Origin of the sequence: Vibrio sp. WZ-1 (assembly GCF_052037695.1) — a bacterium.
Lineage (GTDB): Bacteria > Pseudomonadota > Gammaproteobacteria > Enterobacterales > Vibrionaceae > Vibrio.
Genome location: NZ_JBQEQR010000038.1, coordinates 1 through 14,513, shown reverse-complemented (window position 1 = coordinate 14,513; position 14,513 = coordinate 1). Strand labels below are relative to the sequence as shown.

10 protein-coding genes and 1 pseudogene are annotated in these 14,513 nt (G+C 45.0%); 8 read left to right on the top strand and 3 right to left on the bottom strand.

Annotated features, from left to right (window positions below):
• Position 1: 1 nt before the first annotated feature.
• Genes ACTS60_RS01375 through ACTS60_RS01365 form a run of 3 tightly spaced genes read left to right on the top strand, consistent with a single transcriptional unit; the run spans position 2 to position 4,287 of the window.
• Positions 2-2,254, top strand: a complete 2,253-nt coding sequence (locus ACTS60_RS01375) for a proprotein convertase P-domain-containing protein (RefSeq protein ID WP_440886846.1) — start codon at positions 2-4, stop codon at positions 2,252-2,254.
• 25 nt (positions 2,255-2,279) lie between these two features.
• The gene (locus tag ACTS60_RS01370) at positions 2,280-3,713 is read left to right on the top strand and encodes an Lcl domain-containing protein (RefSeq protein ID WP_440886845.1); all 1,434 of its coding nucleotides are present in this window, start codon (positions 2,280-2,282) and stop codon (positions 3,711-3,713) included.
• A gap of 1 nt (position 3,714) precedes the next feature.
• Entirely contained in the window at positions 3,715-4,287 is a 573-nt protein-coding gene (locus ACTS60_RS01365) for a DUF1566 domain-containing protein (RefSeq protein WP_440886844.1), read from the top strand.
• A gap of 101 nt (positions 4,288-4,388) precedes the next feature.
• Here the strand turns inward: ACTS60_RS01365 and ACTS60_RS01360 are convergent, their stop codons facing one another.
• Positions 4,389-6,032: a methyl-accepting chemotaxis protein gene (locus ACTS60_RS01360; RefSeq protein ID WP_440886843.1), complete on the bottom strand. Its 1,644-nt coding sequence runs from the start codon at positions 6,030-6,032 to the stop codon at positions 4,389-4,391.
• A gap of 331 nt (positions 6,033-6,363) precedes the next feature.
• On the opposite strand from ACTS60_RS01360, the gene ACTS60_RS01355 reads away from it, so the two are divergent.
• From ACTS60_RS01355 to ACTS60_RS01335, 5 genes are all read left to right on the top strand, one after another.
• Positions 6,364-7,185 (top strand): phosphate ABC transporter substrate-binding protein, encoded by an 822-nt coding sequence (locus ACTS60_RS01355; protein WP_440886842.1) that lies wholly within the window; start codon positions 6,364-6,366, stop codon positions 7,183-7,185.
• Between the two features lie 98 nt (positions 7,186-7,283).
• A complete protein-coding gene (gene pstC / locus ACTS60_RS01350) occupies positions 7,284-8,216 on the top strand; it encodes a phosphate ABC transporter permease subunit PstC (RefSeq protein WP_440886841.1) in 933 nt (310 codons plus the stop codon).
• A 22-nt stretch (positions 8,217-8,238) separates the two neighbouring features.
• Entirely contained in the window at positions 8,239-9,102 is an 864-nt protein-coding gene (gene pstA / locus ACTS60_RS01345) for a phosphate ABC transporter permease PstA (RefSeq protein ID WP_005441059.1), read from the top strand.
• Between the two features lie 60 nt (positions 9,103-9,162).
• Positions 9,163-9,912, top strand: coding sequence for a phosphate ABC transporter ATP-binding protein PstB (pstB, locus tag ACTS60_RS01340; protein WP_038873314.1), 750 nt, complete (start codon positions 9,163-9,165; stop codon positions 9,910-9,912).
• Positions 9,913-10,285: 373 nt separating this feature from the next.
• A complete protein-coding gene (locus ACTS60_RS01335; protein ID WP_440886840.1) occupies positions 10,286-12,361 on the top strand; it encodes a GGDEF domain-containing protein in 2,076 nt (691 codons plus the stop codon).
• 55 nt (positions 12,362-12,416) lie between these two features.
• On the opposite strand, the gene ACTS60_RS01330 is transcribed toward ACTS60_RS01335, so the two are convergent.
• A complete protein-coding gene (locus ACTS60_RS01330) occupies positions 12,417-14,063 on the bottom strand; it encodes a BatD family protein (protein ID WP_440886839.1) in 1,647 nt (548 codons plus the stop codon).
• Between the two features lie 4 nt (positions 14,064-14,067).
• Positions 14,068-14,513, bottom strand: a pseudogene (locus ACTS60_RS01325) (hypothetical protein); the annotation flags it as partial.

Sequence of the window (14,513 nt, the reverse complement as noted above, 5' to 3'; positions counted from 1 at the left end):
CATGAAGCTAAAACCATTGGCGTTTTCACTACTTATTGCATGTACCCCTGCGGCGCAGGCTGCAGAGTGGGATTATCCCGCAACGGACTCTGTGGTAACGAATGAAGCGCAAGCGAAAACTTATCTAGACAGCCACTACTCAGAAGCGGGCGAGTTTAAGTTCCGTTACAAAACCCAGTCTCAGCTTGGTGAACACTACAACTTTGATGTTTGGGTAAACGGTGAATATCAAGCACAGCGCGCCCTCGTAGTCACAACCGATAAAAATCATCACGTTATGCGAGTGTTTAAGAGCCTTGACGATACGATCATTCGTAACGGTAAACCAACGGTTGCAATGGAATTGGAATCGCCTCGCCAACTGCAAGCACAAGAGCCACCGGCTTTGAGCTCTGGAAGTTTGGTTGATGTTGAGGTTTCTTTATTCAACCCAGATCTTCGCACCATGCAACAGCAAGGGGCACCAGAATCGACGTGGTCAGCACTGTCTGATTACCCTCAGTCGATCGAGTACGTAACCAAGTCGATTGAGGTTTTAAAGTCCGGCGGTAAGTTCTATCTCTCTAACCCAAGATTAAAGCAAGTGGATGCGACGGGCTTATTTGCAGCCCCAGCACCTGGTGAAGCGCCTGTACTCGATACGTTGGATTTTGTCAGCGCAGAAGGGGTTCAAGCATTTGGCAGTGTTGATGAGATGCAGAGCACCGAGTTTGGTGACAATGCGTTCCCACAGTTGATGGCTTTTTATCACCTTGATAGTTCGATCCAATATCTGACAAGCCTAACTTACGACTTGTTTGACGAACCGCTTCGTTTTGATGCTCGCGGTTTATCAAAAGATAACTCTACTTACTATTACGGTCCGAAAGCACTCATGCTGGGTGTCGGTGGTGTTTCTCCGGATGCAGTCGATGCTGATGTAGTGATACACGAGCTTGGGCATGGCATTCATTACCAAATCGTACCGGATTGGGCGTACGGTCATACTGGTGCTATCGCAGAGGGTTTTGCTGATTACTGGGCGGGCAGCGCGAGCTACCGTATTCAATATTCGGATGCATCGCGTCGTGGTCAAGAGTTCGAGCTAGATACGGTGTTCAACTGGGACGGCGTGTTCGGGACACGCAAAACGACTCGTAGTCTTTGGAACCAAAGAGCGCGCTACTTTGAGAGCGCAGAATACCCAGCTCATATTAGCGTTGGGGGAGAGAATGGTGATGAGTTGTGGTCAACGCCGCTTTTCCAAGCGCTTAAAGCATCGGTTGAACGATACAGTGATGGTACAGATAAGGTCTTCCGCGAGTTTGATGCCATCGTACTGGAAGGTATGTACGGTATTGGTCGCGGCGTGAAAATGCATGACCTTGCGGAATCGACAGTGTTTGCTGCAAGCACCTTGTTCCCTGAGAAAGACTATGCCCAGTTCCTGATGAACAGCTTCAACAAACACAACTTGCTCAAGGCACCATTTCGTGTTCGCTATGACGCTCGATACATCGCACAAGGTCAAGACGTTGGGGTGAGCCTGAGCCAAACTGGCCGCGAAGCAAGCATCAAAGGGCAATGGCAGCTAAATAACGCATCCGTTTTCGATTTTGATGAAACGCTTTCTGACTCGACCTCAATGAAGGTGGCGTTACCAAGCGGTCTGACGTGTGGCACGCAGTTCGACTCTTCTATTTCATTGGATTACCAATTTAGTGAAGGTTTGAAAGCGCGCCAGTGGGAAGAAAATGTGAAGTTAGTTAACGGTACGCCAAAGCTAGACATTCAACCTCAATCAGTGAATACCGCGCTACCGGAGCAAGGCGACAGACTGTTTGCTCAAACGCTATCAGACAAGTCACATACGATTGATGATTCGTTTGCGGTTTACCTGAACATCGAACATGACTCATTGCAGGATTTGCAAGTAGCGCTTATCTCTCCGCAAGGTAAATCAGTGGTGCTACTCAACCATCAATCAAGCAATACCAATGGATTTAAAGGTTACTTTACAGCTCAGTATGATGAGGAGTTACAAGCTCTTGTCGGTCAACCGAGTTGGGGTACTTGGCGTCTTGAAGTGTCTGACCGCGTGTCAGGGAACTCCGGTGTATTGAAGGAGTGGGGTGTGAGTCACTTCGCTCAGTATCAGTGTAGTGCTGATACCACTAAAGGAAGCAGTAGTGGTGGTTCGGGTGGTAGTGGTTCACCTTTAGCCTTGCTAGGGCTGCTTCTGCTTTCAATGGTGAGAGTGATTCGCTCTCGTTAATCAAAATCAAAAGAAGATAAAATCTATGAAGTTTCAATATTCTTTCGTTGCTATGTCACTAGCCCTTGCTGGCTGTGGCGGTGGTTCTGGTGGCGACACATCGGCACCGACATATGATGTGGCTGGCACCGTCGTTTCCGCAGGTACACTTCTTGATACGCCAGTATGTATCGATTTAAACCAAAACTACGTTTGTGATACGAATGAGCCAAGTGCTAAGACGGATAACGCCGGCAAATTTAGTCTAACATCAAGCGATAAAAATGTATTAACTAGCACTATTCTTGCTCAAGTTGAACAAGGTTCAAACCAAACATTACGAATTGCTGCTCCGGGTCAAAACTTAGCAACGGGCAACACTGTCAATGGTGTAACAACGTTGCTCGCAGGTCTTGTGGTTGACGGTAAAACCGTTGCTCAAGCTGAAGAGATCGTGAAAGCGCAACTCACCGATGCCGGCGTTTCTCTGTCTGGTACGGTGATGTCTAACGTACAAGCCAGCGAGCTAGACAAGCTAGAGCAAAACACGGTTGCGCTATTAGCTGTGATGCAACCACAACAAATGACCAAAGGCGTAGCGTTGCTTGCTCAAAGCCTTAGCTTCCAAGGTAAATCGTTGGCCTCTGATCTTCTGTCTGAAGCGGAAGTGAGTGCATTTGCTGAAGAGATTGCAGTGGTTGCTGAACAAACTGTCGGCAGCAACGATACTGGTGTAGTGCTTCACTTTGCAGATGGCGATACAGATGTAGCAGAAGTGCAAACGTCTTACCCAGGTCAAGATGCGGAATACGGTTTCGACAAAGAGGACAAGCAAACGTCGACAGGCGCAGGCTTTAAGTTCGTTAAGCTAGATTCACAAGGTGCTGCTTTAGCTGCAGATGCCACTGAGTGGGCTTGTACTATGGACGAGCGTACTGGTCTTGTTTGGGAAAACAAGAGTGCGGATGCGAGCTCGGTTCAATTTAAAGATCGTACATTCGTGTATGAGTCAGCAACATTCAAACCGTATTACGAAGATCTTGAAGTCGTTGGTTGTGTGGATGCTGCTGATGGCATCTGTTCAACAAGCCAATATGTTGAACATATAAACAAGCAATCACTATGTGGAATTAGTGACTGGCGCCTACCAACATACCAAGAGTTCTACGATGTTCTCGACTTAGGTGAGACAGAGAAAGATGTCGACGGCAATGTCTATGGTATGACGACGGCTTACTTCCCTCAACAGGGTAAGGGCAGCCCAGATATTGAATCAGGTGCTATTTGGCTGAGTGATTTCACATTTAATAATTACTCTCCTGCTAACTACGAAGGTGCGCTTCAATTTGCAGTCGTTGCAGCGAAAGGCGCTGACCGTGGCTACGTCAGCTTTGTTGAAATTTATTCTGACAAAGTGGAGCGTGATGCAGGCGCGTCATTCCAATTCCCAATCCGTCTAGTAGCAGTAAAGGGCCAATAAGATGAAGAAACTAATCACCGCGTTATCTCTTGTTCTGGCTTCTCAAGTAGCCATGGCGGCACAAGAGTGTTCAACTGATTTTGGAAAAACAGCGCCTAACTCTCGTTACACCTACTCTGATGCTGGGACGGTAACGGATTTAAAAACGGGCCTAACTTGGATGCGTTGCCCTGTTGGCTCAACGTGGAATGCGGCAAACGAAACTTGTGACGGCGCGGCGACTAAGATGTCATGGCAGCTAGCTCTGTTAACTGCTGAGCAGATCCGTAATGAATCAGGTAATCATGTTTTACATGACTTCGCGGGCAAAAAGAACTGGCGCTTGCCAAACATTAAGGAGTTGGTCGCGTTGACGGAACGTGCTTGCCACAGCCCTGCGATGAACGGCACTGCATTCGCAAGTGGTTACACGCTAGAGGTGGGTGACTATGCTGGTTACATCTGGAGTAACACACCGAACGGTGATGGTTCAAATGTTATGGTGTTTGATTCATTCAATGGTGAGGTTTACAACTGGAACCCACTAGAGCCAACGAACACTTTCTCTGTTCTACTGGTCACTGACGAAGAATAATCACACCGTTTGATTTTCACTAATCCAGATATTAAAAAGCTCCGCCAGTGCGGAGCTTTTTCTTTTCTAACCTTTGAAACTTATCGTGTTGAGCAGAGTGTTTAAACTTGGAACTGCTTAAGTTGGTGCTTTTGGTTTTCTGCTAAGCCAGACAGCTCTTGCGCCGCCGCGGCTGACTGAGTGATACCTGTTACGTTTTGGCTTACCAACTCGTAAATAGTACTCAAGTTGTTATTGATATCAGACGTGACTTGTTTTTGCTCTTCAGATGCAGTGGCTACTTGGGTATTAATTCCGTTCAGGTTTTCAATAGCATGCTGAATATCGTTTAGCGACTGATTTACAGAACTTGCTAGCACTTGATTATCATTCAGTAGCTCGAGGCTTGAGTTCATGCTCTCGTTAGCTTGTCCCGATTGTTGCTGCAGCTCCTCAATTATTACTTGGATCTCTTTGGTCGACTCTTGCGTTCTTGCCGCAAGCATTCGAACTTCGTCGGCAACAACCGCAAACCCACGACCGCTCTCACCTGCACGAGCAGCTTCAATTGCTGCGTTTAACGCTAGTAGGTTGGTTTGTTCAGAGATACTTTCAATGACTTCAATTACTTTGCCAATTTGTTCTGATTGGTCTTTGAGTGAGGTCACAACGGTGGCTGCATCATTTAATTGCTGCGCCATTTTTTCACTTGCTTGAGTACTTTCTGCAAACATCGATAAGCTTTTTGCTGTGATGTCACTAGCTTCGACAGCTGCATTGTCAGCTTGCTGAGCATTTGATGACACTTCTGCTGCGGTTGATTCTAACTGATTGACCGCTGAAGCAACTTGCTCGACTTCTAGTTTCTCTTGATCCGAGTTAGCACTGCTTTGCGTCATTACTGTTGCAAGTTCCGTAGACGCTGAAGCGACATCTTCACTGATTCTAACTAGTGAACCAACGGTTCCGCGAAGTTGTTGGATAGTTTGGTTTACATCCTGAGAAAGCTGTGAAATTTCGTTTTTACCATCCTCGTCAGCCTCTACTAGTAAATTGCCTTTTGCAACTTCCTTCATGGTTTGCTGAAGACGACGAATAGGCGAAACAATCGCATTAGCAAGTAGCCAACTGATTATAGAAGCAGCAACAAGAATGATCGCAAGCGCAACAATGCTTAAATTTAGCGTAGATGAGTGCATTTTTCCGTTTAGCTCGACTTCTTGAGAAACGATTGAGTTGAGCTTTTTGGACAAGTTGTCGATAGCGCTAATCATCGCGTCGCCAGCAACACGATAGGCCGCCATTGCACTGTTATATTCCTGCTCGAAATTAGGCGGTGTGTAGCTAGCATTGTGTTTTTTTTGTAACAGAGGAGTCATGGTGTTGCGCGTAAAGTCAACGTAGTGATTCATCGCTTTCTTCATAGCAAGAACGTCATTTTCGATCCCGGCTAGTTGGCTGATTGAGTCCAAAAACTGCTCGTTATGATTCTGACGTTGGGCGAGATCTTGGTTTAATGTTTTCAGATCCTCTGCTCTGAACAAACTGTAGATCGCCTTAATACGCATAGCATAAGTATTATCCACAATAGAACTAAGCTCTTCTTTATGAACGATTAAGCTGTTGGTTGATGATGTGACCCTATCAAAAGCGTGTTCAAGCTTACTGATTCCGATCGTTAAACCAATAACGAGCAAAATGATCGTAAAAACAACAGGAGTGAGTACTTGCTGCTTGATAGAAAGCGTGCCGAGTAATTGACGCATGTGTGACCCTCAATAGACAAATAATAGTTATCGTTTTAATAAATTAAAGTTAACGAGTGTAAAGAGTAAAAGCGACAATTCAATCACTTACTGAAGGTAAATTGTTATGATATATATCAAAAACATATGGTTTTCACGGGTTGTTTTATGAAATTTGTCATGAGCTATAAAGTTAAGTTTGAGTTTTTACTCTATTGGAGAGAGATGAAGTGAAAATGCATATGTCATAGAGGCTTCAACTAAGTGAAACACAACTGTCATATTTGGATTCTAAAGTGAGCACCGTTCAAGTGAAAAACAACGGCAATAAAGCCACTTAAAGGAAATTGTGATGAAAAAGACAGTAATCGGTGCAATCGCACTTCTAGGCGCAATGGCAGTGACTCCTGTTTCTGCTAAAGAAACTATCTCTGCAGTGGGTTCTAGCAGCGTAACGCCACTGATGGAAGTTTTCTCTGAAACATACATGAAGACAAACCCGAACGTATTTATCGAAGTTCAAGGCCCTGGTTCATCTGCAGGTGTTAAAGCAGCGAAGAACGGCTCTGCTGACCTAGGTATGTCTTCTCGTAACCTAAAGGACTCTGAGAAAGAGCCGGCTCTGAAAGAAGAGACCGTTGCTCTAGATGGTATCGCAGTTGTTGTTAACCCAAAAAACAAACTATCAGGCTTAACAGCTGAGCAAGTTACTGCAATCTACAAAGGTGAAGTAACAAACTGGAAAGACGTTGGTGGTGCAGACAAGCCAATCGTAGCCATCACTCGTGACACGGCTTCTGGTACTCGTGGCGCATTCGAAGACATCATGTCTCTAAAAATGAAAATTTCTGGTAAGAAAGTATCGGCAATCTCTCAACGCGCTCAAGTTGCTAATGGTAATGGTGCTCTGAAGACCATGGTTGCTTCTAACCCATACGCAATCGGCTACATCTCTCTAGGTACAGTTGATGGCTCTGTAAACGCACTTCCAATTGATGGCATCCAAGCTTCTGTAGACAACGTGAAGAACGGTTCTTACAAAGTTGCTCGTCCATTCCTTGTTCTTTACAAAGAAGGCAAGCCATCAGCTGAAACTCAAAAATTCCTAGACTGGATGCTAACTGACGAAGCGCAAGCACTTGTTGACCAAAAAGGTTACATCTCAGTTAACTAATCCCATCGGGACTCTTAAGTTTGCTCAGTCCACCATTTTGGACTGAGCCTTTTCTATCCATTGTGTTCGACGCCATTGCAAAGAACCGTGAGATTTTTATGACCATCGCAACAAATAGTGAAAAGCTTATGACTACAGACGCTAACGCGATCAGCAAGCCCGGCCTACGTGAAAAACGCCGCGTTGATTGGAGAGAACGCATCTTCCATGGCTTGTTCCTAACGAGTGCTGTTATCGGCATCGTATCATTAGCAGTTATCGCATACTTCATCATTCGAGAGAGTATCCCGGCATTCCAAGAAGCGGGCGTCTCGGGTATCGTTCTAGGCCAAAACTGGCTACCACCGGCACTGTACGGTGTTGCAACCATGATTGTTGCTTCTATCGCCTCAACAGCAGGCGCTGTTTTAGTCGGTGTTCCAGTTGGAGTCTTGACCGCTATCTTCATCGCTGAAATCGCACCAAAGCGTTTAGCTGACATTATCCGCCCAGCGGTTGAGCTGCTAGCGGGTATCCCTTCGGTGGTTTACGGTTTCTTTGGTTTGGTTATTATCGTTCCATTGATTCAGAACGTGTTTGATGTACCAGCAGGTAACACTATCTTGGCCGGTATCATTGTTCTTGGTGTGATGATTCTACCAACGGTAATTACGGTATCTGAAACTTCTATCCGAGCGGTACCTCGTACTTACAAAGAAGGTTCTTTGGCACTGGGTGCTTCAAAAATCTACACCATCTTTAAATTGCTCGTTCCTGCGGCTCGCTCAGGCATCATGACTGGTGTAATTCTGGGTATTGGTCGCGCGTTGGGGGAGACCATGGCGATCATCATGGTTATGGGTAACGCGCCGGCAATGCCTGAAGGTATCCTTGATTCGGCACGTACGCTAACCGCAAACATCGCTATTGAAATGTCTTACGCAAGTGGTGTTCATGCGAACGCACTTTACGCTACAGGTGTGGTACTTCTGGTCTTCATCATGTCGTTGAACGCTGTACTGCTGTACCTAAACCGAGAAAAAGCGAAGTAATCGCTCGTTAAAGGTGACTATTATGGATCGCGCAAAACTGAAAAAAGCACGCCAGTTCAAAGATAATGTCTTTAACGCATTTGTCTGGATCTCGGCAGCACTGACGGTAGGTTTCTTGTTCTGGATTATCTGGTACATCCTATCAAACGGTCTACAACACGTAGATTGGAACTTCATTACTGATAACTACACGCGTACAGGTGAAGAGCACGGTATCTTCCCAATGATTGTGGCGACAATTTACATGGTTATCGCATCTATCGCGGTGGCCGCGCCACTCGGTATTATGACGGCAATCTACTTGACCGAATACGCGAAAGTGGGCAGCCGTTTGGTGAAAATCATCCGATTCTGTACTGAGTCGTTGGCGGGTATCCCGTCGATCATCTTCGGTCTGTTCGGTATGACTTTCTTCGTGGCGATTCTTGGCCTTGGTTTCTCGATTCTATCGGGTGCATTGACGCTAAGTATCCTTATCCTGCCAGTTATCATCCGTACTACGGAAGAAGCGTTGATGGCAGTACCACAAACGTACCGTGAAGGCTCTTACGGCCTGGGTGCATCTAAGATTTACACTATCTGGCGTTTGATTCTTCCGAGCGCAATGCCAGGTATCTTAACCTCGGTCATTCTAAGTATTGGTCGTGTCATTGGTGAGTCTGCTCCAGTATTCCTGACAGCAGGTATGGTTGCACGTATTCCGGATTCTTTATTGGATTCAGGTCGTACGCTAACCGTTCACCTATACAAACTGACTACCGAACTGTTTACCATTGAAGAATGGAATCAGGCTTACGGTACGGCGACAGTTTTGATTGTTGTTGTTCTACTGATCAACATGTTTACAAAACTGATTGCACGACGTTTTAACACAGCAACTTACTAACAAAACGAATTAAGAACGCACGTTAAAAGACACGAATTCAAGATTTAAGAGATTAAGAAAATGAACAAGTTTGATATTGAAAACCTAGACCTGTTTTACGGTGACAACCAAGCACTGAAATCAATCAACCTGCCTATTCCCGTTCGCCAAGTGACGGCGCTTATCGGTCCTTCTGGTTGTGGTAAATCAACACTACTACGTTGTTTGAACCGCATGAATGATCTTATTGAAGGCGTAAAGATCACGGGTAAGCTGTCAATGGATGGCGAAGACATTTACGGCAACATTGACGTTGCTGACCTTCGCATCAAAGTGGGCATGGTATTCCAAAAACCAAACCCATTCCCGATGAGCATCTACGAGAACGTGGCTTACGGTCTACGCGCTCAAGGCATCAAAGATAAGAAGCACATTGATGAAGTGGTTGAGAGTTCACTTCGTGGCGCAGCGCTTTGGGACGAAGTGAAAGACCGTCTTAAGTCACATGCATTTGGTCTATCTGGTGGTCAGCAGCAACGTCTATGTATCGCACGTACAATCGCGATGGAACCTGATGTGATTCTGATGGATGAACCAACATCGGCACTTGACCCAATTGCAACACACAAAATCGAAGAGCTGATGGAAGAGTTGAAGAAGAACTACACTATCGTAATCGTAACTCACTCGATGCAACAAGCACGTCGTATCTCTGACCGCACTGCATTTTTCCTAATGGGCGAATTGGTTGAACACGACGATACTCAAGTTATCTTCAGCGACCCTAAAGACGACCGTACTCAAGGTTATGTCAATGGTGACTTTGGTTAATCACACATTTTGTTGATACACATGAATAACTATAAGCGATGGTACTCTTGCCCTTCTTTATGAAGGGCTTTTTTATGTCAGTTGGTTATTAGGCGCGTTTACAACGCCATCTAAATTAATTTCTTGAACTGCATATTTGTACATTATGTAACCTGAATGAAACATATGTCTAAAAATGTTGAAAGGTTCTCGATTGTGATATTAAGTCCATTTTTTTTGCGAAAGACTTAACAGCTCAACTTGGATTCCATTGATTGCATATTACCCTACGGTTAGTTTTTTATCGAAAATAAAAAAGTAAGCAGGCTGGGTTGGTACGGTGAATTTAAAAAGTTTTATAAGAAAAGTCTCCGCTACGCGAGATCACAGGCTTTTGGCTGAAGCCATTTTTGAATATATACAAAATCTTATTTCTCCTCAGGCCATCGTCATATTTGATGACCCGCTTACAACAGCCACTGAAAATATTCGATTCTCTATTGGAGAACTAAGCCCTTTTTCAACGTACCCGTCAGATTTTTGGGTTTGGGCTGAGCAGTTTGATACGTCAGAAAGCCTTATCCCTTTGGCAATTAACACATGTAGTTGGTCTTTTGTCGAAGAGCATGGCGGCGATAGCTACATTATGATGTTAGACAATGCTCCCTTGAAGCGGACGTATTTACTAATTCAAGGCGTTAAATCAGGAACCGCACACAATATCTACGAAGAAAGTTATGATGTTCTACAGTTGGCAGCTGCTCGTTGGCAGTGTATTCGAGCCGAAAAAAACGCTTCGTTAGAAGTAAAAAATCGTGATATTCGAGAAGCTCAGTACGTTGATGAAATCCATCAGCGTGAAAGATTTATTGATAACATGAAGCTCGTTCAGCAGGTCGCGCTTGAGATATCTAACCCAGACTCACTCAAAGATCTCTATTTGAAAGCTGTTGAAGCATTGCGAGAGCGGTTAGGGTTCGACCGTTCAACACTCATGCTGCTCGATATGAAAAAGCGAAGTTTTAGCGGAACTTATGGAACCAATGAACATTGCAAAACGGTTGGTGAATTTCATACTCAATATGATCTTCACCAATTAGGTGAGGAATACATTACCGCTCTGTCGGGGACTGAGCGTAATTTGGTGATTGTTGAGGACACTCCAATATACACCGCGGGAAAAGTCGTAGGGCAAGGCTGGAATGCGATGCTCATTCTACGTGATGGAAACGAGCCTTTCGGATGGTTTGCACTTGATAACTTTATTCACCGAAAGCCAATTACTGCATACCAAAAACAGATGCTTGAGTCATTTGGCTCACTATTTTCTCAAATTTACATTCGTAAACGCCAAGAGCAGAATGTTCGAATGCTGCATTCCAGTATGGTAGAGCTTTCTCGCTGTATAACGGTAAGTGACGTATGTAAGTCTGCTGTTACCTTCGCGATACAGAATTTAGGTATCGACCGAATGGCTGTCTTCCTGACTGATGAGAGCTGCTCTTATATGCAAGGGACATGGGGAACTGATATTCAAGGGAATGTGGTTGATGAATCTTATTTCTTTGGTGAAACCCAAGATTTTTCGTTGATTAATCTCGCTCGTTCTATGCCGAATGAAGTTGCTTTTGAAGAGTCGGTCCCAATTTACCATGATTGCAATATTGTTGGTTTTGGTTGGGCGGCAATGACAGTGCTGACCTCGAATAGCAGTGGCCCGATTGCATTTATATCAGTCGATAACCTTCTTACCCGAGCGCCATTGACTTCACAGCTTCGCGAAGTGATTCGTATGTTTGCTTCTAGCCTTGCTGAAGTGCTGCAACGTACTCAAGCCCAAGAAGCGATCAGAGAGCTGAATGAAAATCTAGAGCTAGAAGTGAAAAACAGAACTAAAGAGCTAGAGGAAGCGAATCGTCAACTTGAAATTTTGTCAAAACTCGATCCTTTGACTCGATTGGGCAACCGTCGAATGTTAGAGCATGTGATGGAAAAGTATTGCACCTTAGATACTGATGAACATATGAGTTTCGGCGTAATCTTGTTAGATATTGATCACTTCGGCCTGTTTAATAACCATTATGGTCATCTTGAAGGGGATATTGCGCTCATTCGAATTGGTAATATTCTTGAGCATCATACACATAATGAGGACGAGGTATTTTGTCGTATAGGTGGGGAAGAGTTTGTTTTGCTGATGGTTGGCGCTGGGAAACGTGCCGTTTCGAATCGTGCAGAGTGCATCCGTAAGTGTATTGAAGATGAGCATATCCGTCACGACCACAACCCTGAAGGAGGATTCTTGACCGTTTCTATTGGCTATTCGTGCTCTAAGAGTGTGTGCAGTGAGTTTAATTTTGATCGCTTATACCAATTAGCCGATCAAGCTTTGTATGAAGCTAAACATGATGGTCGAAATTGTGTGAAAGGAATTGATGAAGAGGCTATCAATCAAACAGAAACCAGTTGATACAAAAATGGCAGCTCATTAAGAGTTGCCATTTTTCGTTAGTAAGGTGAAAAGGCTACAACTTTTCTAGCTTATGACTAGGTTTTGTTTTCTTTTCTTTAGCCAGTTGTTTGACCTTGGCGATCAGAGAGTTGGGTTTCCATTCCTGCTGAGTTGAACTAAAACGAGAGTGGTTCATCACATTCAGCTCTTCTTTCACGGCTTTCACTGCTTCAGACTCATTGCTGAGGTGGTGAGTGTTTAAGTAGTCGTTAACTGCTCTTTCAATCTTGACGCTGTCACCTTGTTTGATGATGTTTTCTAGATCTTGCAATGATGAGCCGTGAGTCGACGTCTCAACTTTTTCTGCCTTTGGCGTTCTACGTTTTTTCAAAAGCCCAAACGCAATCGTCGATGAGACAAGCCACAGCACACCAAATACGAATGTCAGTGTTTTCCAGATAGAATCCACACCACCTTGAACCACAGGTGCAGATGTTGTCGCTGGTTGTGCTGGTAAAGCACTTTCTGGCAGCGTGATTAAGCCACTATCGCTCTTTTCGACATTCAGTTTGAGCTGAGTAATTTCAGCCTTTCTTTCTTGATCTCGATTGCTATCCCACCAGTTCACCGAATAACTAGGAAGTGTCAGGCTACCGGCCTCCGTCGGAATCAACACCTGCTTGACCGTCATGGTTACCGTGCCATCACGTGAGGTCTCAAATTGCGGTTGTTCAGGGTAAACACGCAAGGTGCTTGGATAAACAATACTGATGCGTGGCAAGTACTCCGCTTGAGTACCATGTGCTCGAATGCGAATCGTACGAGTGATCGAAGAACCTTGTTTCACAGTATTTATCACATTCACAGACAGTGGATTACCTTGCTCATCTTGCCAGCTTTGTGTCATTTCCAGTGCAGAGGCTGGTAGCCAGTTACCTTTAAAGTCCTTCGGAATAGGCTTCACGGTAATCGGCATTTGCTCTGCTTTGGTATTGATTGGCATGACCTTGGTAGAACCAGTTAGACTGTCGCTGTAGATGTAAGAACCAGTCAAATGAGGGCCTACCAGTGTGTAAGATCCCGGCTTTTCAGCTGTGATGTTGAAAGCTTGCTCCACGACGGTAACTTCAAGACCGTCCATGATATGGCGACCTTGTTTTGCATCGCTTGCCGGTTCGATTTTCATCCCCTCAATAGTTGGTGGGATGATTTGAGGGTTATCTAGGCGACGAGGATCCGCTTTGATGACCAGTTGCATGCGTACTGAAGTGGATTGTTGAGGATAAAGCGTATGATTATCCACATCCATATTGAAACTAAACAGTTCATCCATGTTTGGTTCTGCTTGCCCCTTGGTGACTCGTAGCTTGATAGGCTCTGTTGTCATGCCATCGGCAGAAAAGCTTGGAATCGTAACAACACCTTCTTTCATCGGCGCAATCGAGATGCTCCATTCTGTTCGAACGGTTTTGTGACCATTAATGTTATTGCTTGAACGACCGTAACGAGGCTGCCCTAAAAAAAAGTCCTGTTTCAATACATCGAAATCAATTGCGTCTGAGCCAAGCTCGGTATCTGCCATGATCCTTAGGTTGATCACTTCGTTCTGCGCCACCTGAGTTTTGTTTACACTGGCTTGAAGGGTTTGTGCGAAAACCGAAAAGCTAGTTAGTAGGCTGGCCATTAGAACAAAGACCAGTTTTGCGCCTTTTTTCATCATGGACTTACCACTCCTTATTAGATTGTTGTGGACGTTGTTTTTGTTGCGCTTGAAGCTGCATTTGAGCTCGAATCAAGAAACTAGGGTCACGCGCGCTTTCTACTGCTTCTAAGCGACGGAACTCAGGATCGTCCTGAGGCGTTTTCTCTGGTTGAGCTTGAGCCTGCATAGGTTCACCTTTTGGCTCGCCTTGTTTCTCTTCTTCTTTCTTCGCTTTTTGTCGCTCAGCTTTCTGATTTTCTTGTTTATTTTCAGGTTCTTGCTGGTTTTGTGACTGCTGTCCTTGCTCTTGTTTAGCGTCATTCTGAGACTTTTGTTGCTGCTGTTGCTGCTGTTGCTGCTGTTGCTGCTGTTGCTGCTGTTGCTGCTGTTGCTGCTGTTGCTGCTGTTGCTGCTGTTGCTGCTGTTGCTGCTGTTGCTGCTGTTGCTGCTGTTGCTGCTGTTGCTGCT